Below are 24,619 nucleotides of genomic sequence, written 5' to 3'. Positions count from 1 at the left end.
CGTGCTCTCTGATTCCCAATTAAACAATCAAATTATTTTTGATAAACGTTTGACATTTTCTAAAAAGCAGGTATTATTAAATTACGAAAAGCGCTTACATGTATTTTTTAGGAGGAACGTATCATGAATCATGAACAAGTTGCTGATCGAGTAATCAAATACGTTGGCAAAGATAACTTAATTGCTGCTGCCCACTGTGCTACTCGATTGAGATTAGTAGTTAAAGATGTTAAAAAAATCGACCAAAAAGGTTTGGACAATGATGATGACGTCAAGGGTACTTTCAGTATCAACGGCCAATATCAAATCATTATCGGACCTGGTGATGTTGATAAGGTTTATGCCTTCTTCATCAAAAAAACTGGCTTAAAAGAAGTCACACCCGACGACTTGAAAAACCTTGCCACTGACGGCAAAAAAGCTAACCCCGTAATGGCTTTGGTTAAACTTCTTTCTGATATTTTCGTACCTTTGATTCCTGCTTTAGTCGCTGGTGGTTTATTGATGGCTTTGAACAATGTTTTGACTTCTCAAGACCTCTTCGGGGCTCAATCAGTCGTTCAAATGTATCCCGGCTTAAAAGGTGTTTCTGAACTGATCAATTTACTAGCTTCTGCACCATTTACTTTCATGCCAATTTTGATTGGATTTTCTGCTACGAAACGTTTTGGTGGTAATCCTTATCTTGGTGCCGCTATCGGTATGGCAATGGTTATGCCTAGTTTAGTTAGTGGTTATGACGTTGCTAATGTGATGGCTTCTGGCAAGATGGCTTACTGGAATATCTTCGGTATGGACGTTGCTCAAGCTGGATATCAAGGACAAGTTTTACCAGTTCTAGCTGTTTCTTGGATACTTGCTACAATTGAAAAATGGCTTCACAAACACATGCCTGCTACACCAGACTTTATCTTTACACCGTTAATTGCCGTTATCATCACTGGCTTGTTGACTTTCATCGGTGTCGGACCAGTTATGAGAACATTGTCAGATGCTTTAACTAACGGTATCGTTTGGATGTACAACACAACCGGCTTTATCGGTACAGCTATCTTTGGTACTTTCTACTCACCTATCGTAGTTACTGGATTGCACCAAAGTTTCCCCGCTATTGAAACTCAATTACTAACTAATATTGCCAAAACTGGTGGAGACTTCATCTTCCCAATCGCTTCAATGGCCAATGCTGCTCAAGGTGCTGCCTGTCTAGCTGTCTTCTTTATCTCTAAAAATGAAAAGCAAAAAGGACTAGCTTCTTCAGCTGGTGTTTCAGCTTTACTAGGAATTACTGAACCTGCAATCTTTGGTGTTAACTTGAAACTTCGCTACCCATTCTTCTGTGCCATGATTGCTTCAGGTATTTCTTCAATCATCATCGGTATTTTCCACGTCTTATCCAGTGCCTTAGGTGCTGCCGGAATTATCGGTTTCATCTCCCTACCACCTAAGTCTTATCTACCATTCTTCATCAGTATCATTATCAGTATCGCCTTAGGATTCACTTTGACATACGCCTACGGTAAAAAATTCGACAAAGTAACGACTGCCACTCCTGTTTCTGAAGGAAAAGACATCGAAGTCGCTGACGAAATGATTGCTGCTCCAGTCAGTGGTGAATTGATCAATTTATCCGAAGTTAACGACCAAGTTTTCTCAGCTGAAATTATGGGTAAAGGTGCTGCCATCAAACCTAACGATGGTAACGTCTATGCCGTAGCTGACGGAATTTTGACTGTGGCCTATGAAACAAAACACGCCTACGGAATTCAAACTGATGATGGTGCCGAAATTTTGATTCACTTAGGAATTGATACAGTTGATCTCAAAGGACAATACTTCACTTCTAACGTCACACAAGGACAACACGTCAATAAAGGTGATTTATTAGGAACTTTCGATCTACAAAAGATTCAAGCTGCTGGCTACGACACAACTGTTATGGTCGTCGTAACTAACAGTGCAACTTATTCAGACGTCGACCGTTTGAACAAATCTGATGTCACTTCAGGTGATGACATCGTGGCTTTAACTAAACCAACACTTGAAACAACTCCGGTTGCTACTGCTTAATCCTTCATAAATCAAATAAGCGCAAAAAAAAGATGCCGATCTAATTTTCAGCATCTTTTTTAATTTTCTAAATTATGTCTAACATGATAAGCAAATTCATCACTGCGAGCAGTACTCAAAGTAAACTCAATAATGTGCTTTTGTTCATCATAAGTTTTTCTTTCCAAATGCAAACACGGCGTTCCCGGTTTTAACTGCATAAATTCACAGTCACAATTACTAATAACATCGGCTGAAAAATACTCGTCAGCGTAATCGATTTTTTCGTCAAATTCTTGTTCAAAGACGTTATACATCGAATCATTTTCAAGCATTTCTTTAGTCAAATTTGGAAATAACTTCACCGGCAAAAAGCTTCTCTCCAACATCATCGGTTCATCGTCAGCTAAACGCAATCGCCTGACTTTATATATCTTTTCACCAATTTCTAAATTGAGGTTTTTAGCAAAATAAGCATTAACATCTTTTTCTTCAAAACTAATAATCTTCGTACTAGGAATTTTCCCTAACAGCCGCATTTGCTGGCCAAATTTATAGCTGCTGCCGAGGTCACTTTGAAGATTGATTCGATTGACAAAAGTACCCTGACCTTGAACTCGGCGAACTAACCCAGTTGATTCCAAATCCAATAACGCCAAACGAACAGTATTGCGTGAAACTTGATATTTATCCGCTAATTGTCTTTCAGAAAGTAATTTAGTATTTGCTGGCAATGTTTGAATGTAACTAGTTAATTGATCCATCAATCGCTCATGTAAAGTATTCATAATAGTTTCCTTTCTGACACTTGTTTAAATTGTATTGTCATGCGAAAACTTGTGCAAACAAAAACTATGCCTAATAACTGGACGAATCGTACAAAAAAAGATGAATCCACAATGGACTCACCTTATGCTTTTGCCATGACGAACATATTGCCTTCAGGGTCTTGGAAATTAAAGGTCAAAACACCATTAACTTCACTGATCTCACTGGCACTCAAAATTTCTTCATGCAAATGATAAAAGTCTTCTGAGAAGAACATCAATGATGGCACAGTCTCAGGAATTTCTGGAGCGTAAATTTGGATATAGTCTTTGGGAAAAATCGACAATTCCATTTCTGATGAAACTTTAACGATGACATTTTGATAGCCACCATTTAAAGTTTGACGATCAGAGACTTCGCCACCAAACTCCATTGTCCAAAAATCAACACTCATATCAACATCATTGACGTACAATACAACTCTAGTTTTCATTTTCAAAATCCTTATCCCAGACGACACCCATAGTCTTTTCACCGGTGTGAACACTAATAGCTGGTCCTAAATGGCTCTTAGAAATTCTAGCTTTAGGAAAATCTTTTTGGAAATCATTCGACCACTTATCTAGCATTTCACGGTTGTTAGAATCAACAACAGTAATGTGCAAATTCCAATCAGGGTGTTCTTCTGTATATTTCTTAATTTCTGTAGCAATCATTCTGTAAGCACGGTGCATGGTTCTTTCTTTGGCAATCGCATAAATCTTACCATCTTTAAAAGTCAACAACGGCTTCACATTCAACAAACTACCAATAATAGCAGAATGGTTGCTTAGACGTCCGGTTCTACTCAAGTGCTTCAAGTCATCGACAGCAAACAAAATGTGTGTAGAATCTCTTAAATTTTCCAAACGTTTAATTATTTCAGTGGGTTCAACGCCTTGTTGCGCAAGTAATCCTGCCATCATGACTAAGTCAGCTTCTGCACCACTGGCGGCCATAGAATCGAATGGATAAACTTTAGCCTTGTCATAGCTCTTAACGAACATTCTCAAATTGTCCATAAAGGAAGTAATCCCTAATGACAAGTGAATCGAAATAATCGTGTCATAGCCCTCATCAACTAGACGGTCATAGGCTTCTTGAATTTGTCCCATTGATACTTGAGAAGTCGTTGGCAATTCTTTTTCGTTACGCAAATAATCAAAGAATTCTTGGTCTGTTAATTCCTCAGTTTCTTTGTACTGCTTATTCCCCAAAATAACTGTAATTGGTAAAACAGTAATGTTATATTTTTTAATTTGTTCGGGTGTCAAATAAGACGCTGTATCAGTTACCACTGCCGTTTTCATTGAATTCTTCCTCTTTTTTCCAGTATGGGCACTCATGCATATAATAATAACATTTTATAGGAATAATTAAATCTATACTACTTGTTTTAGTTATCGGAAAGCGCTATCATTTTTGTTAAGTAAATATTTAGTAAAAATGGAGAATGATTATGGATACGAAAGAAATTTTACAAGGATATCAAGATATTTTTAACGAAACTGCTGAAAAGCTCTTCTTCTCACCTGGTAGAATCAATCTAATCGGTGAACACACTGACTACAACGGTGGTAACGTCTTCCCATGTGCTATCAGTTTAGGAACTTACGCTGCTTTTGGTAATCGAGACGACAAAACAATTCAAATGTATTCCGCTAATTTGCCAGACACAGGAATTATTTCAGTCACTTTAGACGACTTAACTTATAAAAAAGCAGATAACTGGTCAAATTATCTTAAAGGGATGATTTATTTAATTCAACAAGCTGGCTACAAGATTGACCACGGCTTCAACATTTACGTTCATGGTAACTTGCCGGATGGCGCTGGATTGTCATCTTCTGCTTCAATCGAATTACTAATGGGTAATATCTTAAATGACGTCTTCAACTTAGGAATCGACCAAATCGACCTCGTTAAGATGGGCCAACAAAACGAAAATAAATACATCGGCGTTAATTCCGGAATCATGGACGAATTTGCTGTCGGTATGGGTAAAAAAGACCAAGCTATCTTACTCGACACTAATACGATGGAATACCACTACGCCCCAGTTGAACTCGGCGACCACGTGATCGTAATTATGAACACTAACAAGCAACGTGCTCTAGCTGACTCCAAATACAACGAACGCCGCAGCCAATGCGAACAAGCCCTAGCCCTTCTTCAAACTAAACTAAATATCAAATCTCTAGGCGAATTATCAATCGACGACTTCGACCGCAATTCTTACTTGATCAACGATGATATTTTGATTCGTCGTGCTCGTCATGCCGTCTTTGAAAACCAAAGAACTCTCAAAGCTATCAAATATCTAAAAGAAAACAACCTAACTGAATTTGGAAAACTCGTCAACGCTTCTCACATTTCACTTCACTACGATTATGAAGTTACTGGTGTCGAACTCGATACCTTAGTTGAAGCTGCTTGGCAACAAGATGGTGTCCTCGGTGCAAGAATGGTCGGTGCCGGATTTGGTGGTTGCGCAATTGCCTTCGTTCAAAAAGACCAAGTGGAAACATTCAAACAAAACGTCGGTCAAATTTATCAAGAAAAAATCGGCTACAACGCTGACTTCTACATTGCTGAAATTGCTGACGGACCAAGTGAAATCAAAATCTCTGAGGTGGAAAAATAATGTCCTGTGTTGACCAATTTGTCGACTTGATCGTTGATTCTGACAATGATTATCAAGAACTCGACAAAACTTATTTATACAATCGTATCTGTGCATTAGTTGGTGACGACAATCATCAAACAGACGACAATATCAAAACTGCTTTAATTAAAACAGCTATCAAAAATGGCAAGATTGAAGATAATCAAACTGAAAAAGAAATTCTCAACGACCAGTTGATGAACTTCGTGACGCCACTACCTTCTAAGGTCAACGCCAAGTTTTGGAATCTCTACCAAAAAAGCCCTGAAACGGCCACGAATTATTTTTACAAGTTGAGCCAAGACAATGACTATATCAAAGTCAAAGCCATCGCTAAAAATATCTCTTATCAAGTCAAAACTGACTACGGAAATCTCGAAATCACTATCAATTTGTCCAAACCCGAAAAGGACCCCAAAACTATTGCTCTAGCCGGCAAACAAAAGCAAACTGGTTATCCTAAATGCCAACTGTGCATGGAAAACGAAGGTTATTTAGGACGTCTCGGCTATCCAGCCAGAAGCAATCACCGTATCATCCGCTTCACTCTCGGTGGACAAACTTGGGGCTTCCAATACTCGCCTTACGCTTATTTCAGCGAACATGCGATTTTCTTGAACAAAATTCATCAACCAATGATCATCAATCAACATACTTTCAACAACTTGCTTGAAATCATCAAGATGTTTCCACAATACTTTGTCGGCAGTAACGCTGATTTGCCAATCGTTGGTGGTTCAATGCTCAGTCACGACCACTATCAAGGTGGACGTCATCAATTTCCAATGATGAAAGCTAAAATTGACCGCGATATTTCACTTCCAGTAAAAAATGTCAAAGCTGGTATCGTCAAATGGCCACTTTCAACGATTCGTTTGACTAGTGATAATCCAGAACAATTAGTTGCCGCTGCCACTTTGATCCACGAAAATTGGAAAAACTACTCTGATGAAACGGTTGACGTCAGAGCTTTCACCGATAAAACTCGTCACCACACTGTCACACCAATTGCATACAAAGTCGATGACAATTACGTTTTAGATATCGTTTTGCGTGACAACCAAACTTCAAAAGAATTCCCTGATGGTATTTTTCATCCCCACCAAGATGTTCAACACATCAAGAAAGAAAATATCGGCTTGATTGAGGTCATGGGTCGGGCAATTTTACCCGCTCGCTTGAAAGATGAACTAAAAGAAGTCGAACGTTATTTACTCAAACAACCTAACCAAATGGCAGAATATCACAAGGCTTGGGCTGATAAACTTCAAGAAAAATACGACTTCAATGAAGACAACGTGTCAGAAATCGTTGATAAAGAAACTGGTTTAGTCTTTGGTCGAGTGCTTGAAGATGCTGGAGTTTTCAAATGGGACCAACAAGGTCAAGAAGCCTTCGATAAATTCATAGGAAGTCTTTCATAATGGCTACCTTACGAGATATTGCCAAAAAAGCCCACGTTTCTGCCGCTACGGTTTCACGAGTTTTAAATAACGATCTGACTTTATCAGTCACCGACCAAACGCGAGCTAATATTCTAAAAATTGCGACTGATTTAAACTACCAAAAAGCTAACCACAAGAATTCTCGCTTTCAAAAGCACATTGCTTTAGTTCAGTGGTATTCCGAATCAAAAGAACAAGATGACTTGTACTACATGACGATCCGCGAAGGCATCGAACAACAAGCTCCAAAATATGGCTTTGAAATATTAAGAATCTTTCACAATGATCTAGAACAAATTCCTACTGACATCGACGGAATCATTGCGATTGGAAAATTCAGTTCAGACCAAGTAACGACTATGAAAAAAATCAGTTCGAATTTAGTCTTCATTGATGATGACCAATTTTCAAAGGGCTTTGATACAATTTTGCCCGATTTCAATTACGGTATCGAACAAGTTGTTGACTACTTTGCCAATCAAAATATTGCTGACATCGGCTTAATTTATGGTGAAGAAACTTCAACTGATGACAAACGAATCATTCCCGACTTTCGTTACGATAGTTTTCAACAAGCTATGAACAAGCACGGCATTTTTAAACCTGAACTCTGTTTCAAAGGTGACTTTACGAAGGAATCTGGTTATCAACAGATGAAACAAGCCATTCAGACATTGCCTAATTTGCCACAGGCTTTCTTCGTTTCTAACGATCCAATGGCTAGTGGAGCCTTGAAGGCTTTACAAGAAGAACAAATTTCTGTACCTGATCAAGTTCAGATTTTTAGCTTCAATGACACGTCCATAGCCAGTTTAGTAAATCCTGAACTCAGCTCAGTAGCCGTGGCGACGGTTCAAATGGGTGAAACAGCTGTCGATGCTATCCAAGATGTCTTGACTAACCCTCGACACGTTGCCAAAAAAGTTATTCTAATGACCAAATTGGTCTTTCGTCAAAGTACCAACTAAGCAGTTTGATTGCTCCTAAAATGCTTCTTACTTACAATTAAAGTAGAAATACTTTAAGGAAGTGATAACTATGATGGGATTTGCTAATTGTCGTGGTTTTGGTGGTGGCTTCATGGGTTCTGGTTTTTGGTTCTATGGAATCATCATCCTATTAGTTGCTTTAGTTGTCTTGTACTTACTCAATAATAATCGCAGTCATTCAAAAACTAGTGCCCTGGAAATTCTTGATCAAGAATACGCCAAAGGTAATGTTTCTGATGATGACTATCGCAAGAGAAAAGAAAATTTACTGAAATAAAAAAGTAGCAATTCCAAACTGCAGTTTTGGATTGCTACTTTTTTTCATCAAAATGCTAAGATTGAAAGTGTATCGAGGAGGCAAAATATGATTTGGTTATGGACACATTTAATTACTTGGATGGTCATGGCAATCATGATCCTTTTAGTATTATTTACTAATTCACACACAAAGATTTACGAAATGATCACGCGTGTAGGTTATCTCGTCATCATCGCTACTGGTATCAAACTGGCAATCAAAGCTTGGTCGGTTGAACCAATGCTGTTGATCGTAAAAATCATTGTAGCCTTAGCATTTATTGCATTGGCTGAAATTGCTTTTGCTCGGAAGGCACAAAAAACTATCAGCAAGTCACTGATTTGGGCAGTTATTGTCTTTTGCATCGTTACTGCTTTAATCGGCTTTGCACTTGCTGGATGGTACCCATTTGCTTAATAGTTTTTTAGCTTATTTTTTAAATAGAAAATTGATCAATACTTTATCAACTTGTTTATTCTCATGCAACTTGCTATGTGCTGCCATCTTACCAACAATCTTCTTTTCTTGATAAGACTTAGCACGTCCAGAGACTAAATACTTCAAAGACTTAGAAGAAGCATTCGTTACCGCTCCATCAGAATGAGTTCCGTCATTTTTATCACCATAGATATTTAAAACTTTAATGTTTGTAGGATATGTCTTTCTCAAAGCTAATAATTCTTTATAGAAAGAGTTCATCCGATCTGGCTTACCATTTTTATCTAATGTTGTTTCATTAGGTTCATCATCTTCGTCGATTATGCCATCAAAGTGACCGGCGATATCGACAACTTTATTTATCTTAGGTAAACCTTTTAATCCGGGATTGTCCAAAATATAATAGTTGATTGCCATATTTCCCATTGAATGCCCAACTAGATTAACTTTCTTACACTTGTAATCTTCTTGAACAACTTTAATAACATTTTTGGCCCACTGACCTTGAGTGTGGTAATCGCCATTGCGACTGTTGTCAAAATTCACTTCTACAATAGGATTCTTAGCTTTTTTAGGAATTGAACCAATCATCTTAGCATAGCCATTAGGACTGACATTGACACGCACGATAGTCTTCGTTACACCGGCTTTTTTAATAGCCCCGGTCATTTGTTGCTCAGCATGAAAACTGCTGGCATAGCCGTGAAAAAAGATGGTTGGAATCGATTCTTGAACATACTTCTTTTTAGTGGCAGCTTGAGTTGAATTACTGAAACTAAAAACTCCAACAATCAACAACAAGGAAGCTATAATCGTAGCGATAGTTATTTTCTTTTTACTCAAATTAAATCACTCCTAATCTAAATAATGTCTTTTGATATTAAATTTAGAAGCACTATCTAGTCCGGAATAGCGAAGAAAATTGGCTCAGCTGTGAAATTTCTCTTGGCAATTTATTGCCTAGTGAAAGGTCGAGCTTGAAGACTTTGCCCGGTTTTGGTCTTAGCAAAGGCTCCAAGTCGTACCCACAGCGTTCCAGCCAAATTTTCTTTGCTATGGAGGACGGAATAATACTACTACCTAACTTAAAAAAGAGTTATTTCAATCTTATTGTACCTAGTTTTCATTTTTTTGCTTAATTAAACGGATTATTAAAAAAATTCCAATTTACCATTGACACTTTTTGGCATGTTAACTATTATGAATCTAATAAATTTAATAATGTTATTAATTTATTAGACAAAATTTAACAAAGGAGATATAAAATATGGCAAAAGCAGATGCAACAAAAATTGATTGGAACAATCTAGGTTTCAATTATATGGACTTACCTTACCGTTTTACTGCACATTGGAAAGACGGCGCATGGCAAGATGCTGGACTAACAGAAGATAGTACACTTCACATTAGTGAGGCTTCCCCAGTCTTGCACTACGGTCAAGCAGCTTTTGAAGGTATGAAAGCGTATCGTACCCCAGATGGCAAAATTCAATTGTTCAGACCAGACCGCAATGCTAAACGTTTAAAGGACTCATGTGAACGACTCTTGATGCCTGTTTTCCCAGAAGACAAATTCGTAGAAGCAGTAAAATCAGTTGTAAAAGCTAATGCTGACTTCGTACCACCTTATGGCAATGGTGCCACACTTTATATTCGTCCTTTGATTATCGGTACTGGTGAACAAATTGGTGTTCACGCTGCCCCAGAATATATCTTTACCATCTTCGCAATGCCAGTTGGTAATTACTTCAAGGGTGGACTTACACCAGTTAACTTCACTACTTCACAATACGACCGTGCCGCTCATAAAGGTACTGGTCAAAGTAAAGTTGGTGGTAACTATGCTGCCAGTCTTTACCCTGGTGAAAAAGCTCATGATAATGGCTTTGCCGATTGTGTTTACTTGGATCCTATCGAACATAAGAAGATTGAGGAAGTTGGATCAGCTAACTTCTTTGGTATTACTAAGGACAATGTCTTTGTAACACCTAAATCACCTTCTATTCTTCCAAGTATCACTAAATACTCACTACTTTGGTTGGCTAAGAACCGTTTGGGACTTGAAGCTGAAGAAGGCGACGTATACATCGATCAACTAGACAAATTTGCTGAAGCCGGCGCTTGTGGTACTGCTGCTGTTATCTCACCTATTGGTGGTTTGGAACACAACGGTAACCTTCACGTCTTCTACAGTGAAACTGAAGTTGGTCCTGTAACTAAGAAATTGTATGACACATTAACTGGAATTCAATTTGGTACTGTTGAAGCACCTGAAGGTTGGGTTCAAGTAGTAGAATAATAACTAATCAAAAAGGCCGCAGATTAACGTCTGCGACCTTTTTTCATATATTGTTGAGAAGTGAGGTAGTAGGATCCAAAACCACAGCCCTCAAACCCTGACCCGTCCCCCTGTGGAAACTAAACTCAATAGGATTCTTGTGCTTTTGAATCTCACAGGTAAATTGTATATACAAATTGACTATTTATAACTTCTATTTTAGTAAAACTTTCTATTAAATATTGGAATATTCTATTTTATAAAAAATGGTATATTGCGTATGTTTCGCTATTCGGTATTTTTATACATTTATCCATGCTAAACTATTACAGAACAAATAAAAGAAAGAAGGATTTAATAATAATGAAAATCTATTTTGCCAACGGATTGTTTGCTTTGGCTGACCGTATGTTTAACGAATATGTAGTTGAGAAGATCAGAAAGATGGACAGCAACATCGAAGTCTATCTTCCCCAAGAAAATGGCGACATCAACGACAAAATGAATTACGCTGATTCAATCAAAATTGCTCAAGAAGACAACAAAGAACTTCTTTCTTCTGATTTAGTAGTAGCTATCTTAGATGGTGACACAATGGACGACGGTGTGGCTTCAGAAATTGGTGTGGCCTTCGGTAAAGAAATACCTGTTATTGGTGTTTACACTGACCTACGTCAACACGGCTTCGAAAACCCTGAAAAGCTTGAGGCTGTTAAGACTATCGGTGAAAATCCTTTTGCTTATATCAACAATTACACGATTGGTTTGATCAAAATGAATGGTATGATGGTCAACAATATTGACGACATGCTTGAAGGAATCAAAAAATATTCAGAAAAATAATTACTATTTTTTGACTATTTTGTGTTTCAATACCATTACGTGTCTTTTACAGTTAAGTTATAACTAATTTACAGTTGGGTTATATTCAACATTTTTTGGTCTATACGTTATATGATACTCTCCGTTGAGAAAAATTAATAAAAACAAATACAAGTTTTTATAATTCGGGGGAATCATTTTATAATGAATATCAAAAAAATTGCAGCATCCATTCTAACAGTTACAACACTTGCACTAATGGGAATCAGTACACAAACACAAACTGTTAATGCTGCAGTTGCATCAGCAGATACTAGTAGCGTCATCTATATTACAAATAGCAATGGGGCACCACTTTACTCATTGTCAAATGATACAATGTCTACAACAAGTCGTAGTCTAGCTAACAAGTCAGCTTGGATTACAAATAAAGTTGCCAATGTTAACGGCGTAACATATTATCAAGTTGCTACAAACACATGGGTTTCAGCACACGATCTTTCTACTGAAGAACCTGTTACAGCTTTAGATAAAACTATGTACGTTCAAGCTAATGGTGACGTAAATATTTACGATGCACCAAATGGTAATTATGTCAGTTCAATCAGTGGCGGCTCATCACTTCACGTTTATGCAAGCAAGACCGATTCTAACAATACTACTTGGTATGATGTAGGCCAAAGTCACTGGATCAACGGCACATACCTTTCAAATGACAACGTTAAGGAAACTTTGACAATGTCAGCTACAGCCTATGATCCTGTCGTTTTAGGTTCAAATATGGGTTACAGCGGTGTTGCTGCTAATCTTTCAAAATTCCCTAAGGGTACACATTTAAGAATTACTGATGGTAGTGGTAATACTTATGATCGTGTTGTTAATGATACAGGACTATTCGCTTACAGCAATCCTAACCAATTAGACATCGCCATGCCTAATTCACAAGCATTACAATTTGGTCGTCAAAACGTTACTGTTCAAGTAATTGGCTAAAGTTAAATAGACAAAATAAAAAAGATTGAATCTGTGAGGGGTTCAATCTTTTTTTGTATGCTCAGCTTTTTCTTCAAAATCAAAAATGTAATGAAACAAGAACAACATCCCTATAACAAAGGCAATTATTGCCACGACTAATGGTGCAGTAATCATTATACAAAGATCAATGATAATCAAAATCAATTGTAATAGCTTTTTCATCGCTACTCACCCCTTTTGATATTTACCACATTCTAAGGCGAGTTTTATCTTTGACCCAATGATTATAGCTTGAGGTTGCTGATTCGTCTATTTAAAACGCAAAAAAAAGAACTCCCACACTCCGGGAGTCCTCAGTTAGATATAAGTGGCAAGATGAAATTTACTGTAGTTTCATCAACTTTAAAACTTAAACATTGAATCTAAATTCTAAATCTTACTACTTGCAACATATCTTACTTTACGAACACATGTATATTGTTCAACTAATGGATCCTAATGCAACATGTATTGAGTTTGCGCGACTACTTTAATAGGTCGATCTTATGTTAACCTTTGGCACTAGTCCCAAAAATGTCGTTGAACTGTACTGACTCTAACTTTCATTTGCTTTGTACTAATCTTACCAAACTTCAGAGATAAAACTTTCTTAATCAAAATCATTCAGGGCTACAGTTCCTGACACTTCATCTTTACCACATCTATAATATAGCACCTTCCGTAACCGTTTACAACTTTGATGCTGTATACGTTAAGGATTATATCATTTGCCCTATTTTTGTAACATCTCATTGTACTACTAAACGGGTTCTGCAAGCTTGCACCACCCTCTGCACTAAAAAAGGACCCCCGTGAGTTGGGAGTCCCTAGTTAGATATAAGTGGTAAGATGAAATTTACTGCAGTTTCATCAACGTTAAATGAATCTAAACTTTAAATGAATCTTACTACCTGAAACATATCTTACTATATATGAATATGTACTTATGTTAGTCCAACTATAGGATCCTAGCGAACTATGTATTGAGCTTGCGCGACTACTACTAATTAGGTCGATCTTATGTTAACTTTTTTCGCTAGTTCCTAAAATGCCGTTGAACTGTACTACCTTAATTTTTATTTGTTCTAGACTAATCCTACCATCTCCTGGAAAACGATAACATTTTCTGAATCAAAATCTTTTTAGGGCTACAGTTCTTGACACTTCATCTTTACCACGTCTTTAATATAACATCATAGGTAAGCGTTTACAATGTTTTATTTCATTTTTTTATAAATACGTTCATTTTCTTTGATTTCACTCAAATAGAACTTGTCGCTAACAGTTGATGGATCAACGATCGTATCGTTTTTATATTCAATTTGATAGATTTTTTCGTAATCATCAATAGTGATTTTTTGACGATTATTTAACATATCAATCAAGGCTTGCTTGTCGATAACTTGTTCAAAACCTGGTTGGATCTTGGCACTGAACAATTCACCGACAGCACCTGACCCGTAACTGAACATCAAGACGTTCTCATTGGCTTTTGCACCGTTAACTAAGTATGACAACAATCCTAAATAAAGGGAACCTGTATAAAGATTACCCACGTCACGACTGAATTTGATACTGTTTTGATAGTGCTCTGTCAATTCAGCGTATTTTTCATCGGAAACTTTTCCTTCTAGAGTTCTCAATGCTTTAGTTCCCATCTTTGTGTAAGGGATATGGAAAAGCATCGTTGAAAAGTCATCAGCTGTTGCATCGTATTTCTTCTGGAATTTAGCCCACAATGTTTGGAAAAATTCGACGTAAATTTCATTGGAGAACTTTCCTCTAGCAAAAGCTGTCTTTGAGAAAGTTGGACGCCAGAAGTCACCGACATTTTTTGTCATGTAAACTGATTCGTGATTCAACTTCAAAACTCGAGGATTTTGACTGATCAGCATTGCCACTGAACCCGCACCTTGAGTAACCTCACCTGGTGTCTTGATACCGTACCGAGCAATATCAGTTGCAATGACTAGAACCTTTTTATCAGGATTCAAGCTGACAAAATCATAAGCAGTTTGTAAACCGGCTGTAGCTCCGTAACAAGCTTGTTTGATTTCATAAGCTCTAATATCTTCCGGAAGGTCCAACAAATCCATCAAAAAGGCGGCAGTTGACTTAGATTCATCAACACTGCTTTCAGTTCCGACAATCAGCATCCCTAAATCTTTTTTGTCCTCGTCTGTCAAAATACTATCAGCTGAACTAGCACCCATCGTTACAGCGTCTTGATGGGGCAAAGGAACAGCTTGTTTGTCTTGACCGATTCCAATCGTAAATTTGTTAGGATCAACGTCTCTTCTCTTAGCTAATTCAACAATATCAATATAATCTTTTGGTACGTAAAAACCTATTTTATCAATACCTATATCCATTATTTTTCTCTCAACTCTTTCAAAATATTTTCAGCATTCTTGATTGTATAATCTTTCGTTTGATTCAATTTTTCAGCAACTGCGTGAATTTCTGAACCGACCGCTCCAGCAGAAACAGCTAAAGATTTACTCTGTAAGCCCATGTGACCAGTTTGAATACCAGTCGTAACTAAAGCTCTGATAGCCGACAAATTATTGGCTAAACCGACTGCTCCAACGACTGACTGTAATTCTTGACTGTCTTTGATCTTCATAATTGCTAAACTCAATTGAGCCATTGGCAATGCTCTGATAGCACCACCAACACTTCCTAATTCAATCGGCATCTTCAACGTTCCAACCAATTGAGCATCTTCTATATGCCACTCGCTGAACGGTTGGTATTGTCCAGATTCAAAGGCAAAACTGTGAGCAGCCGCCTCTTGAGCTCGAAAATCGTTACCAGTAGCTAACAAAACAGCATCGATTCCATTCATGATACCCTTATTGTGCGTAATTGCTCGTTTAACCGACTTTTGAGCGAAACTGGATAACTGAACGATTCTGTTAGCAACTTGCTCACCAGTCATGTCCTTAGTCCCTAATTGGGCAAAATCAACTCGTGCTTCAACGGTGATAACTTGACCTTGACCACTGTTGGATAAAATACTGCACAAAACGTCATCATTAGTTAATTCAACGATTTTGTGAGCCGTCTTTTCTAGAATTGTGTTGACCATATTAGCACCCATTGCATCAACAGTATCAATCCCTAATTCAATTTCTGTAAATTCATCGTAACGATTGAATTTCAACGATACAATGCCACCGCCACGTCTTAGCAAACTAGGATGGGCATTTTGAGCAAAATTAAAAATTTCAGAACTATTTTGTTCCAATTGTTCAAAATCAATATCAGTAATTTTTTCCAAAACAATCTGTCCATAGACGATTCGCTTAGAAGGAAAAGTTTTGAAACCACCGCTATGCTTGATTCTTTTAGCACCATTTGAAGCCGCAGCAATAACTGAAGGTTCTTCAATCGTCATCGGCACTAAATAATCTTTGCCATTAACCAAGAAGTCAGTGGCGAATCCGTAAGGCAAACTAAAACTGCCAATTTGATTTTCACTCAAACTATCAGCCAAATCTTTTGAAATAGTCTGTCGCTTTAGTAATGAATCGGCTTGTCGTTGGTCAATATATTCATTTTCCAGCAAGTATTTGATTCTTTGTTCAAGAGTTAACTCATAGATTTTCATTAAGCTTGATACCCATAGCCATGCCCATGCCGCCACCAATGCAAAGTGATGCTAAACCGGTCGTTTTATTCTCTTGTTTCAATGAGTTGATCAAAGTAGCAATCATTCTCGTACCGGTTGCTCCAAGTGGATGACCTAAGGCAATTGCCCCTCCATAAATATTTAATTTATCATTTGGAATCTCTAAGTCGCGACCAACTGCAACTGCTTGAGCTGCAAAAGCTTCATTAACTTCAAATAAGTCGTAATCAGCTAGGTCTGTTTGATAACGTTTAAAATACTTTTTGATTGCATAATAAGGTGCATAACCCATATAGTTAGGGTCAATTCCAACTTCTGTGTAACCAGTGATTTGAGCTACATAATCTAAGCCTAATTCTTTGGCACGACTAGCTCTCATCAAAATTAAAGCGGCTGCTCCATCGTTGATTGGTGAAGAGTTACCGGCTGTAACAGTTCCTTTTTTGTCAAAAACAGTTCTCAAGTTGCCCATTTGTTCTAGAGTCGTAGTTGGACGAACTGATTGATCTGTAGTGATTTCTTCGCCATTGACTTCGATTGGAATAATTTCTTGTGCCAGTTTATCTTTAGCATTAAAAGCTCTTTGATGTGACTGGTAAGCAAACTCATCTTGTTGCTCTCTAGTGACGTGATATTTTTTGGCAACATTTTCAGCTGTCAAACCCATTGGCAAGTGACTGAAAGCATCATTCAAACCATCGTTGAACAAAGCATCAGATAATTTAGGAGAAACTTCCATCTTGCCAGTTCTAGGTGCGTAAAATGGAGCATTTGACATACTCTCAACTCCACCACTAACGACGATATCAGCGTTACCCATTGTGATAGCAGAAACACCTTCATAAATAGCTTTCATCCCTGAACCACAAACTTGGTTGATTGTCATGGCTGTAGCATCGACACGTCCACCAGCATTTAGTTCGATTTGTCTGGCTGTATTTTGTCCCATACCAGTCTGATAAACATTTCCAAAAATAAATTGATCAACTAATTTGGGGTCTAGATGATTTTTTTTCAATAACTTAGAAACTAGTTGTGTTCCTAATTGAACTGCTGTCATATCAGCGAATTGACCTCTAAATTTACCGATGGCAGTTCTCTTTGCGTCTATAATTACTATTGGATCCATATTTCATGTCCCTTCAAACTTGGTAAAATATCCTTAAGCCTTAATAATAATTTAATTAAGCCAGAAAAACAAATAAAAGTGGTGGAAATTTCTTATGCGTACTATTGATTTAATCTTATTGTTAAATGATTTTAAAAAAAATAATCGAATTTTCGTCGAAACTCCTGATAAGAATTTACCCGTCGTCGATATTGAAATTATTGATGATGAAGTGATCTTAAAAACATCTGCCAATTTGCACGGTTTAAAAAATTGGGAATTCCTCGTTCTTCTCAACAAGAAAGAATATTATGAAATGCCAGTTTTCTTCAACAATAAAAACAGCCATCAACAACTCTTTGGTTTCAGAGTTGCTAATGACTGTTTGTTACTCGGTTAATTATTTTGATGATTTTTTAGTTGCAGGTTTTTCTTCGGCTTGAAGTTTCTTAGCAAGCTCGAGAATGTATGGTTTCAATTCACCTTCAACTTCGGGGTGAGTGAGTCCATATTCAATATTAGTCTTAACGTAACCAAACTTGTTACCGACATCGTATCTTTGGCCTTTAAATTCATGAGCGAAGACACGTTGAGTTTTGTTCATACGGTCAATAGCATCTGTTAATTGAATTTCGTTACCAGCACCTGGTTTTTGAGTTGCTAGTAAATCAAAAATTTCTGGAGTTAACAAATAACGACCAATAATAGCTAAATTACTTGGAGCATCTTCAACTTTTGGCTTTTCAACGAATTTCTTAACATTGAATAAACCTGGTTCATTTTCGCCTTCAGGATCAATGACACCGTATTTTGAAACGTCTCTTTCTGGGACTCTCATAACGGCAATTGTTGAAGCATGAGTCTTTTCATAGTCTTCAATCAATTGTTTTGTCAAAGGAACCTTATCCTTCATCAAATCGTCACCTAACATAACTACGAAAGGTTCATCGGCGATAAATGATCTAGCTTGAGCAACAGCGTCTCCCAACCCATTTGGATGAGCTTGACGACTGTAATACAAGTTAACGCCAAGGTTAGTTGTATCTTGAACTACCTTCAACAATTCTGTCTTATTCTTAGATTCAAGGTTTTGTTCCAATTCTGGTACAGAATCAAAGTGATCTTCGATAGAACGTTTGTTTTTACCAGTAATAATTAAAATATCTTCAATACCTGAAGCCTTAGCCTCTTCAACGATGAATTGAATAGTTGGCTTATCAACGATTGGTAACATTTCCTTAGCCAATGCCTTAGTTGCTGGCAAGAATCTTGTTCCTAATCCTGCGGCTGGGATAATTGCTTTTCTGACTTTCATTAATTATTCTCCTTTTCATGCGACTGCAAATAACTAGTTAATCGACCAGTACTTTTCCTTAAATATGGACCGCCAAGTGACTCAGCGAAAGCAACGTTAATTGCATTTCCAAATAAAAAGATTGTCACTGACATATTCACCCACAACAAAAACACAATAATGGCACCAATTGCACCGTAGTTGTCCCAAGCTGATCCGAAATACTTCAAATAGTATGAGAATAATTGCGATAGACCTAGCAGTCCAACACTAGTAATGATGGTACCAGTTATTATGTAATAAAATTTTAGACGAATATTAGGTAAAAAATAAAATAAAGCAAACACGATCAAAATCATTATAACAATAGCGAACGGCCATTTCCAACGCGCAAATTCATCTAACCAACGCGAATTCACGTGTAGCAACGGAATTAGCCAATTCAAAAAAAGTTGTCCGAATGTAAACGTTACAATTGCTGCCACTCCAACAACTAACAACATCAATGTGGTAAAGAAAGCTAACCCACGACGAATGATGTAGTTAAGGAAAGTTTTTTCAACAAAAAGACTGTTTACATCCAAACCGTAAGCTTCATTCATGGTCATTTGTACAATATTCAAACCTCGGGAAATAGCCCAAAGAGCCACAATAATACCAACTGACAAGATACCTCTATTAGAATTAGACAAAACCTTTATGATTGTCGGCAATAAATAGTGATGAAGATCGTCTGGCAAAATGAATTCAATGTAACTGATCACGGTTGGTTTATCTAATCGTAATAGTGGAATCAAATTTCCAACAATAATAACTGCTGGAAACAATGACAACAGGATATAATATGTGATTGCCTTTGAAGCCATGGGTACATTCGAGTCGCTCATTGCTTGGGTAACATATTTAACGAAACCGATAAATTTCTCTCTTTTTTTTACCGATTGCTTAAATAATGGCACCTGCTGTTTATTATCATCCATTATTTCACCAACATTATAGTAAATATTTAGCATCGTATTCTGGATCTTGTGATGTCAAAATCTTAGGACCATCTTTGGTAATAGCAATAGTATGTTCATATTGAGCGGAATTAGTACCATCGGCAGAAACAAAGTATTCCCAACCGTCGGCTTTGACAAATTTATCTTTGATTTCCCAAGTACCTAAATTAACCATTGGCTCAATTGTAATCGTCATACCTTCACGTAATCTTAAACCTTGGCCAGGTTCTCCATAGTGGGGAACATTAGGAGCTTCGTGCATTGTAGGCTGGATTCCATGTCCGATTAAATCTCTGACATCCCCCATATGGTTTTCATCTTCAACATAGTGTTGGATAGCATAACCAATATCACCTAGACGATTGCCAACTACTGCTTGGTCGATTCCTAAGTACAAAGCTTTGTGAGTTACGTCCATTAATTTTTGGTCTTGTGCGGAAATATCCCCTACTGCATAAGTCCAACAAGAATCACTTTCGTAACCATTCAAGTTGACAGTCATATCGACTTTTAAAACATCCCCACTCTTTAGGATCAAGTTCTTACGAGGAATTCCGTGAGCAACTTCATCGTTGACACAGACGCAAGTAGCATATTTATAACCTTCAAATCCCTTTTCTGATGGACGGCCACCGTGAGATTCGATATAGTCGTTAGCAAAATTTTCGATTTCCATTGAGGAAATTCCCGGTTTGATAATATCGCGCAAACCAATGTGTGTGTTAGCAAGCAATTCTCCAGACTTTTGCATTCCTTCGATTTCTCTTGCAGATTTTAATGTAATCACGTTTTAACATGTCCCTTCAAAAATGTTATTTTCATTATAACATTGTCCGAGTTTTTTTAATTGCGTGGCTGTTAATTTCAATATTTGCTATAATATCCCAAGATATAAATAAATGAGGCGACAATTAATTATGACAAAAGTAAAAATCGTATTTGCCAGTATCACTGGTAATGATGAAGATATCGCATACGTTTTAACAGAAAAATTCGAGGAATTAGGTTGCGATGTCGATATGAGTGAAGTTTCTCAAACCGATGCAGCTGATTTTGAAGATAGTGATATTTGTGTGGTAGCTAGTTACACCTACGATCAAGGTATCGTCCCTGATGAAGCTTTAGATTTCTATGATGACATGCAAGATCTTGATTTATCAGGCAAAGTTTACGGCGTCTGTGGTTCCGGTGACACTTTCTACGAGGACTTCTGTCGTGCCGTTGACGAATTTGGCAAGATTTTCGACCAAGTTGGAGCTGTTAAAGGTGCTCAATCTGTCAAAGTCGAATTAGACCCTGAACAAGATGATATCGATAATCTAGATCACTTTGCGGAATCAATTTATAAAAAGGCTCAAGAAATGGATCTTTAGTCATGGGATTAATTAAAAAATATCGTAATTTTTGGGTGTATTGCTTCTTTGGTTTCCTAGCATCGCTAATCAATATCGGTATCTTTGATCTGTCACACAATTATTTCCACATCACTTTGTGGATAGCTAACACTATCGCGTGGTTTATTTCCAACTTCTTCTCATTTTTTGTGACGAAACTCTATGTTTTCAAATCAGAAATAGAAAATCCAAAAAAATTGCTCAAAGAAGGTCTCTACTTCTTAGTCTCACGGATCTTCTCATTGATTTTTGATGATATTTTCATGATTGTCGCAGTTTGGATTTTCCCTTGGAACAACTTGATTGTTAAAGCAATTGACCAATTGATCGTTGGTTTGTTCAATTACTTCTCTTCTAAGTTGATTTTCAATTATAAGAATCGTCATTTGATTGAACGATTAAAAGGTCTTAAAGAACGACGAAAAAGTCGCAATGAAGCTTAAAAATATTCCGTCCTCCATAGCGAAGAAAATTTGGCTGGAACAATGTGGGCACGACTTGGAGCCTTTGCTAAGACCAAGACCGGGCAAAGTCTTCAAGCTCGACCTTTCACTAGGCAATAAATTGCCAAGAGAAATTTCACATTTGAGCCAATTTTCTTCGCTATTCCGGACTAGATAGTAGTTCTTTTCTTTATCCTTTAATAGTTTGAAATAAACAACGAACGATGACAATTTAACACTACATTAACTAAAAAAACTCCACCAGAACATTTACCCTATCAAGTAAATATCTAGTGGAGTTATTTTTTACTATTTAAATTCGTCAGGTTTTTGGTCAGTTTGTTTGAAGTAATAACTAATTGAATCAAGGATTCTTTCGGATGCTTTACCATCACCATAAGGGTTTTTGGCATTAGCCATACGTTCGTATTCATCCTTATTAGTAATCAAGTTAGTCATTTCCTTCTCAACAACATCGGCGTCAGTTCCGACTAACTTCAAAGTTCCAGCTTCGACACCTTCGGGACGTTCTGTTGTATCACGCAATACTAAAACAGGTTTTCCTAATGAAGGTGCTTCTTCTTGAACACCACCGGAATCGGTCATAATAAAGTAACTTCTCGATGCTAAGTTGTGGAAATCAACGACATCGAGTGGTTCGATCAAGTGAATTCGATCAACGCCACCCAAAATATCTTTGGCAGTTTGTTGAACAACTGGGTTCAAATGCACTGGGTAAACTAATTCGATATCATTATGCTTAGCAACGACTTTCTTCATCGCTTTGAAGACTTGCTTCATTGGTTCGCCTTGGTTTTCACGACGGTGCATAGTGATTAAGATCATCTTCTTATCAGGATCGATGACGTCCAAAATATCGTGATGATAATCTTTGTGAACGGTACTTCTCAAAGCATCAATAGCTGTATTACCAGTTACGAAGATATTTTCACCATGATGATTTTCCTTCAACAAGTTAGCTTTACTTTCGTTAGTTGGGGCAAAATAAAGGTCAGTCAAATCATCAGTCATTTGACGGTTCATCTCTTCAGGCCATGGTGAGTACTTATTCCAAGTTCTCAAGCCAGCTTCCACGTGTCCAATAGCTGTTTGGTGGTAAAATGCTGAAAGAGCTGCACTGAAAGTTGTTGTTGTATCACCATGAACTAGAATGATATCAGGAGTTTCTTTTTCGATGATACTATCTAATTCCTTCAAAACTAATCCTGTGATACCGCTTAGAGTTTGGCGTTCTTTCATAATGTTCAAATCATAGTCTGGTTTGATTTTAAAAATTTCCAAGACTGAATCAAGCATCTCACGATGTTGTGCCGTAACAACAGTTACAGTTTCAAAACAATCACTATTTTGCTTTAATTTTAAAACGAGTGGTGCCATTTTAATTGCTTCTGGTCTTGTACCAAAAACAGTCATAACTTTAATTTTCTTCAAAATTATCACCTCAATAAATTAGTTCCAGTATATCAAAGATATCTGTATTAATATAGGTAGTTAGGTTTTCTCTTATTTTCTGAAAAAAGGTCGGTTATCCCAACATGATAAATTTACCAGTTTTAATAATTTTAAGCATTCTCACCACCTTAATTGCTTTTTTCGTCGTTATCGCAATTTACAACACGCTCATTAAATCAAAAGGAAAAAAATACTGGTGGTATATTTTAATTTTTCTCATTATCCTCTACTTAATGGCTTTCTATTGTTATTTTCATTTTCGGTAAGCGTTTACTGAAATAGTTTGATAAAAATTGTAGGAATTTTTCGGCTTTTGAGTTAGAATTATTAATGTATTCAAATAATGAATGGAATTTTTGGAGGATTATCGATGGTTTTAACAAACGGTAACGAAATTTTCAACAATGCCCGTAAAGGCAAATATGCTGTTGGTGCTTTTAACATCAACGACTTGGAATGGACACGTGGTATTTTAGCTGCTGCCCAAGAAACACAAACACCTATCTTGGTTCAAACATCAATGGGTGCTGCTAAGTACATGGGTGGTTACGAATTATGTCTACACCTTGTACAAGACACAATCAAATCAATGGGTATTACAGTTCCAGTTGTAATGCACTTGGATCATGGTAACTACGAAGCTGCCAAAGAATGTATCGAAGTTGGTTACAACTCAGTTATGTTCGATGGTCATGACCTACCATTCGACGAAAACCTTGAAAAGACAAAGGAAATCGTTAAATTAGCTCACGCTAAGGGTATGTCTGTTGAAGCTGAAGTTGGTTCAATCGGTGGTACTGAAGATGGTATTACTGGTCTTGGTGAACTAGCTGATGTTGAAGAAGCTAAGACACTTGCTGCTACAGGCGTTGACTACCTAGCTGTTGGTATTGGTAACATCCATGGTGTTTACCCTGACAACTGGAAAGGTCTAAGCTTTGACCGTCTACAAGAATTAGCTGCTGAAATCTCAACACCACTTGTATTGCATGGTGGTTCAGGTATCCCTAAGGAACAAATCGTTAAGGCTATCTCAATGGGTATTTCAAAGGTTAACGTTAATACTGAATTACAATTAGCCTTTGCTAAAGCTACACGTGAATACATCGAAGCCGGACATGACCAAGATGTTGACGCTAAGGGTTATGACCCACGTAAGTTGCTTGCACCTGGTACAAAAGCTATTACTGATACAACTATCGAACGTATCAAGTGGTTCGGTACACCATCAATCTAATGACTTTATTAAGACGAAGATTTTGATCTTCGTCTTTTTTTGTACCCTAAAACTTTGTGAAAAAATAACTAATTATTAAAAAAATCTTTTTTTAGCAAGAAAGTACGCAAACTCCTTGATACTCCTTAATTCTGTGTAGTTTTCCATTTACATATCATGAGCTTTTGAATTGTGAAATAAAAAGAAACTTGCTATAATGACTTTGTACCAATGAGAGAAAGCGCTAACAT

The 24,619-nt window shown here is 37.2% G+C and carries 25 protein-coding genes; 13 read left to right on the top strand and 12 right to left on the bottom strand.

Translation table 11 applies throughout. The features are described 5' to 3' along the window. Window positions 1–123 precede the first annotated feature (123 nt). On the top strand, window positions 124–2,070 hold the full coding sequence (locus LF20184_RS03260; RefSeq protein ID WP_010020685.1) for a sucrose-specific PTS transporter subunit IIBC: 1,947 nt from the start codon (window positions 124–126) through the stop codon (window positions 2,068–2,070). A gap of 59 nt (window positions 2,071–2,129) precedes the next feature. On the opposite strand, the gene LF20184_RS03255 is transcribed toward LF20184_RS03260, so the two are convergent. The 3 genes from LF20184_RS03255 to LF20184_RS03245 all read right to left on the bottom strand — a co-directional run bounded on the left by LF20184_RS03255 (window position 2,130) and on the right by LF20184_RS03245 (window position 4,166). After that, the gene (locus LF20184_RS03255) at window positions 2,130–2,837 is read right to left on the bottom strand and encodes a GntR family transcriptional regulator (RefSeq protein WP_010020686.1); all 708 of its coding nucleotides are present in this window, start codon (window positions 2,835–2,837) and stop codon (window positions 2,130–2,132) included. Between the two features lie 122 nt (window positions 2,838–2,959). Beyond that, window positions 2,960–3,310 (bottom strand): VOC family protein, encoded by a 351-nt coding sequence (locus LF20184_RS03250; RefSeq protein WP_010020687.1) that lies wholly within the window; start codon window positions 3,308–3,310, stop codon window positions 2,960–2,962. After that, window positions 3,300–4,166: a DegV family protein gene (locus tag LF20184_RS03245; RefSeq protein WP_010020688.1), complete on the bottom strand. Its 867-nt coding sequence runs from the start codon at window positions 4,164–4,166 to the stop codon at window positions 3,300–3,302. Before LF20184_RS03245 ends, LF20184_RS03250 begins: the two co-directional genes overlap by 11 nt. Before the next feature lie 149 nt (window positions 4,167–4,315). Here LF20184_RS03245 and LF20184_RS03240 point away from each other — a divergent pair, with 149 nt between their 5' ends. From LF20184_RS03240 to LF20184_RS03220, 5 genes are all read left to right on the top strand, one after another. Continuing rightward, window positions 4,316–5,500, top strand: a complete 1,185-nt coding sequence (locus LF20184_RS03240) for a galactokinase (protein ID WP_010020689.1) — start codon at window positions 4,316–4,318, stop codon at window positions 5,498–5,500. Then, window positions 5,500–6,945 carry a UDP-glucose--hexose-1-phosphate uridylyltransferase gene (locus LF20184_RS03235; RefSeq protein ID WP_010020690.1) on the top strand — a complete coding sequence of 482 codons (1,446 nt, stop codon included), beginning with the start codon at window positions 5,500–5,502 and terminating at the stop codon, window positions 6,943–6,945. Before LF20184_RS03240 ends, LF20184_RS03235 begins: the two co-directional genes overlap by 1 nt. Then, the gene (locus LF20184_RS03230; protein WP_029606572.1) at window positions 6,942–7,934 is read left to right on the top strand and encodes a LacI family DNA-binding transcriptional regulator; all 993 of its coding nucleotides are present in this window, start codon (window positions 6,942–6,944) and stop codon (window positions 7,932–7,934) included. Before LF20184_RS03235 ends, LF20184_RS03230 begins: the two co-directional genes overlap by 4 nt. 70 nt (window positions 7,935–8,004) lie before the next feature. Next, window positions 8,005–8,232: an SHOCT domain-containing protein gene (locus LF20184_RS03225; RefSeq protein ID WP_010020693.1), complete on the top strand. Its 228-nt coding sequence runs from the start codon at window positions 8,005–8,007 to the stop codon at window positions 8,230–8,232. Between the two features lie 87 nt (window positions 8,233–8,319). After that, on the top strand, window positions 8,320–8,670 hold the full coding sequence (locus LF20184_RS03220; protein ID WP_010020695.1) for a DUF1516 family protein: 351 nt from the start codon (window positions 8,320–8,322) through the stop codon (window positions 8,668–8,670). Between the two features lie 12 nt (window positions 8,671–8,682). On the opposite strand, the gene LF20184_RS03215 is transcribed toward LF20184_RS03220, so the two are convergent. Continuing rightward, the gene (locus tag LF20184_RS03215) at window positions 8,683–9,534 is read right to left on the bottom strand and encodes an alpha/beta hydrolase (RefSeq protein ID WP_010020697.1); all 852 of its coding nucleotides are present in this window, start codon (window positions 9,532–9,534) and stop codon (window positions 8,683–8,685) included. Between the two features lie 424 nt (window positions 9,535–9,958). Between LF20184_RS03215 and LF20184_RS03205 the strand changes: the two genes are divergently transcribed. The 3 genes from LF20184_RS03205 (at window position 9,959) to LF20184_RS03195 (ending at window position 12,784) form a co-directional block, all read left to right on the top strand. Beyond that, the gene (locus LF20184_RS03205; RefSeq protein WP_010020698.1) at window positions 9,959–10,990 is read left to right on the top strand and encodes a branched-chain amino acid aminotransferase; all 1,032 of its coding nucleotides are present in this window, start codon (window positions 9,959–9,961) and stop codon (window positions 10,988–10,990) included. A 342-nt stretch (window positions 10,991–11,332) separates the two neighbouring features. Beyond that, window positions 11,333–11,812 (top strand): nucleoside 2-deoxyribosyltransferase, encoded by a 480-nt coding sequence (locus LF20184_RS03200; protein WP_010020699.1) that lies wholly within the window; start codon window positions 11,333–11,335, stop codon window positions 11,810–11,812. A gap of 183 nt (window positions 11,813–11,995) precedes the next feature. After that, window positions 11,996–12,784, top strand: coding sequence for an RlpA-like double-psi beta-barrel domain-containing protein (locus tag LF20184_RS03195; protein WP_010020700.1), 789 nt, complete (start codon window positions 11,996–11,998; stop codon window positions 12,782–12,784). A 42-nt stretch (window positions 12,785–12,826) separates the two neighbouring features. On the opposite strand, the gene LF20184_RS12685 is transcribed toward LF20184_RS03195, so the two are convergent. The 4 genes from LF20184_RS12685 to LF20184_RS03180 form a co-directional block, all read right to left on the bottom strand. Further along, the gene (locus tag LF20184_RS12685) at window positions 12,827–12,988 is read right to left on the bottom strand and encodes a hypothetical protein (protein WP_010020701.1); all 162 of its coding nucleotides are present in this window, start codon (window positions 12,986–12,988) and stop codon (window positions 12,827–12,829) included. A 1,034-nt stretch (window positions 12,989–14,022) separates the two neighbouring features. Next, window positions 14,023–15,177: a hydroxymethylglutaryl-CoA synthase gene (locus tag LF20184_RS03190; RefSeq protein ID WP_010020702.1), complete on the bottom strand. Its 1,155-nt coding sequence runs from the start codon at window positions 15,175–15,177 to the stop codon at window positions 14,023–14,025. Then, on the bottom strand, window positions 15,177–16,418 hold the full coding sequence (locus LF20184_RS03185) for a hydroxymethylglutaryl-CoA reductase, degradative (RefSeq protein WP_010020704.1): 1,242 nt from the start codon (window positions 16,416–16,418) through the stop codon (window positions 15,177–15,179). The genes LF20184_RS03190 and LF20184_RS03185 overlap by 1 nt, the downstream gene beginning before the upstream one ends. After that, window positions 16,405–17,568, bottom strand: coding sequence for a thiolase family protein (locus LF20184_RS03180; protein WP_010020706.1), 1,164 nt, complete (start codon window positions 17,566–17,568; stop codon window positions 16,405–16,407). The genes LF20184_RS03185 and LF20184_RS03180 overlap by 14 nt, the downstream gene beginning before the upstream one ends. A 94-nt stretch (window positions 17,569–17,662) precedes the next feature. On the opposite strand from LF20184_RS03180, the gene LF20184_RS03175 reads away from it, so the two are divergent. Beyond that, complete coding sequence (locus LF20184_RS03175; RefSeq protein WP_056945189.1) at window positions 17,663–17,947, top strand: hypothetical protein; 285 nt, start codon at window positions 17,663–17,665, stop codon at window positions 17,945–17,947. Here LF20184_RS03175 and galU read toward each other — a convergent pair whose 3' ends face one another. The 3 genes from galU to map are packed head-to-tail and all read right to left on the bottom strand — an operon-like array spanning window position 17,948 to window position 20,629. Then, window positions 17,948–18,862, bottom strand: coding sequence for a UTP--glucose-1-phosphate uridylyltransferase GalU (gene galU / locus LF20184_RS03170; protein WP_010020709.1), 915 nt, complete (start codon window positions 18,860–18,862; stop codon window positions 17,948–17,950). It lies immediately after the preceding gene. After that, entirely contained in the window at window positions 18,862–19,821 is a 960-nt protein-coding gene (locus LF20184_RS03165; RefSeq protein ID WP_235699483.1) for a YihY/virulence factor BrkB family protein, read from the bottom strand. Before LF20184_RS03165 ends, galU begins: the two co-directional genes overlap by 1 nt. Window positions 19,822–19,834: 13 nt before the next feature. Next, window positions 19,835–20,629 carry a type I methionyl aminopeptidase gene (gene map, locus LF20184_RS03160; protein ID WP_010020713.1) on the bottom strand — a complete coding sequence of 265 codons (795 nt, stop codon included), beginning with the start codon at window positions 20,627–20,629 and terminating at the stop codon, window positions 19,835–19,837. Between the two features lie 130 nt (window positions 20,630–20,759). On the opposite strand from map, the gene LF20184_RS03155 reads away from it, so the two are divergent. Beyond that, complete coding sequence (locus LF20184_RS03155) at window positions 20,760–21,215, top strand: flavodoxin (RefSeq protein ID WP_010020715.1); 456 nt, start codon at window positions 20,760–20,762, stop codon at window positions 21,213–21,215. Between the two features lie 2 nt (window positions 21,216–21,217). Next, complete coding sequence (locus tag LF20184_RS03150; RefSeq protein WP_010020716.1) at window positions 21,218–21,679, top strand: GtrA family protein; 462 nt, start codon at window positions 21,218–21,220, stop codon at window positions 21,677–21,679. A gap of 309 nt (window positions 21,680–21,988) precedes the next feature. Here the strand turns inward: LF20184_RS03150 and wecB are convergent, their stop codons facing one another. Next, complete coding sequence (gene wecB / locus LF20184_RS03140; RefSeq protein ID WP_010020717.1) at window positions 21,989–23,131, bottom strand: non-hydrolyzing UDP-N-acetylglucosamine 2-epimerase; 1,143 nt, start codon at window positions 23,129–23,131, stop codon at window positions 21,989–21,991. A gap of 391 nt (window positions 23,132–23,522) precedes the next feature. On the opposite strand from wecB, the gene fba reads away from it, so the two are divergent. After that, window positions 23,523–24,389, top strand: a complete 867-nt coding sequence (fba, locus tag LF20184_RS03135) for a class II fructose-1,6-bisphosphate aldolase (RefSeq protein WP_010020718.1) — start codon at window positions 23,523–23,525, stop codon at window positions 24,387–24,389. Window positions 24,390–24,619 lie beyond the last annotated feature (230 nt).

The organism is Companilactobacillus farciminis KCTC 3681 = DSM 20184, from assembly GCF_002706745.1.
GTDB lineage: Bacteria > Bacillota > Bacilli > Lactobacillales > Lactobacillaceae > Companilactobacillus > Companilactobacillus farciminis.
The sequence above is the reverse complement of the archived record's forward strand: the minus strand, read 5'-3'. Positions and strand labels throughout refer to the sequence as shown.

Bases quoted from the DNA above. Each gene is read 5' to 3' on its own strand.
- LF20184_RS03260 (WP_010020685.1), top strand. From the start codon at position 124: ATGAATCATGAACAAGTTGCTGATCGAGTAATCAAATACGTTGGCAAA.
- LF20184_RS03255 (WP_010020686.1), bottom strand. From the start codon at position 2,837: ATGAATACTTTACATGAGCGATTGATGGATCAATTAACTAGTTACATT.
- LF20184_RS03250 (WP_010020687.1), bottom strand. From the start codon at position 3,310: ATGAAAACTAGAGTTGTATTGTACGTCAATGATGTTGATATGAGTGTT.
- LF20184_RS03245 (WP_010020688.1), bottom strand. From the start codon at position 4,166: ATGAAAACGGCAGTGGTAACTGATACAGCGTCTTATTTGACACCCGAA.
- LF20184_RS03240 (WP_010020689.1), top strand. From the start codon at position 4,316: ATGGATACGAAAGAAATTTTACAAGGATATCAAGATATTTTTAACGAA.
- LF20184_RS03235 (WP_010020690.1), top strand. From the start codon at position 5,500: ATGTCCTGTGTTGACCAATTTGTCGACTTGATCGTTGATTCTGACAAT.
- LF20184_RS03225 (WP_010020693.1), top strand. From the start codon at position 8,005: ATGATGGGATTTGCTAATTGTCGTGGTTTTGGTGGTGGCTTCATGGGT.
- LF20184_RS03220 (WP_010020695.1), top strand. From the start codon at position 8,320: ATGATTTGGTTATGGACACATTTAATTACTTGGATGGTCATGGCAATC.
- LF20184_RS03205 (WP_010020698.1), top strand. From the start codon at position 9,959: ATGGCAAAAGCAGATGCAACAAAAATTGATTGGAACAATCTAGGTTTC.
- LF20184_RS03200 (WP_010020699.1), top strand. From the start codon at position 11,333: ATGAAAATCTATTTTGCCAACGGATTGTTTGCTTTGGCTGACCGTATG.
- LF20184_RS03195 (WP_010020700.1), top strand. From the start codon at position 11,996: ATGAATATCAAAAAAATTGCAGCATCCATTCTAACAGTTACAACACTT.
- LF20184_RS12685 (WP_010020701.1), bottom strand. From the start codon at position 12,988: ATGAAAAAGCTATTACAATTGATTTTGATTATCATTGATCTTTGTATA.
- LF20184_RS03190 (WP_010020702.1), bottom strand. From the start codon at position 15,177: ATGGATATAGGTATTGATAAAATAGGTTTTTACGTACCAAAAGATTAT.
- LF20184_RS03185 (WP_010020704.1), bottom strand. From the start codon at position 16,418: ATGAAAATCTATGAGTTAACTCTTGAACAAAGAATCAAATACTTGCTG.
- LF20184_RS03180 (WP_010020706.1), bottom strand. From the start codon at position 17,568: ATGGATCCAATAGTAATTATAGACGCAAAGAGAACTGCCATCGGTAAA.
- LF20184_RS03175 (WP_056945189.1), top strand. From the start codon at position 17,663: ATGCGTACTATTGATTTAATCTTATTGTTAAATGATTTTAAAAAAAAT.
- galU (WP_010020709.1), bottom strand. From the start codon at position 18,862: ATGAAAGTCAGAAAAGCAATTATCCCAGCCGCAGGATTAGGAACAAGA.
- LF20184_RS03165 (WP_235699483.1), bottom strand. From the start codon at position 19,821: ATGGATGATAATAAACAGCAGGTGCCATTATTTAAGCAATCGGTAAAA.
- LF20184_RS03155 (WP_010020715.1), top strand. From the start codon at position 20,760: ATGACAAAAGTAAAAATCGTATTTGCCAGTATCACTGGTAATGATGAA.
- LF20184_RS03150 (WP_010020716.1), top strand. From the start codon at position 21,218: ATGGGATTAATTAAAAAATATCGTAATTTTTGGGTGTATTGCTTCTTT.
- fba (WP_010020718.1), top strand. From the start codon at position 23,523: ATGGTTTTAACAAACGGTAACGAAATTTTCAACAATGCCCGTAAAGGC.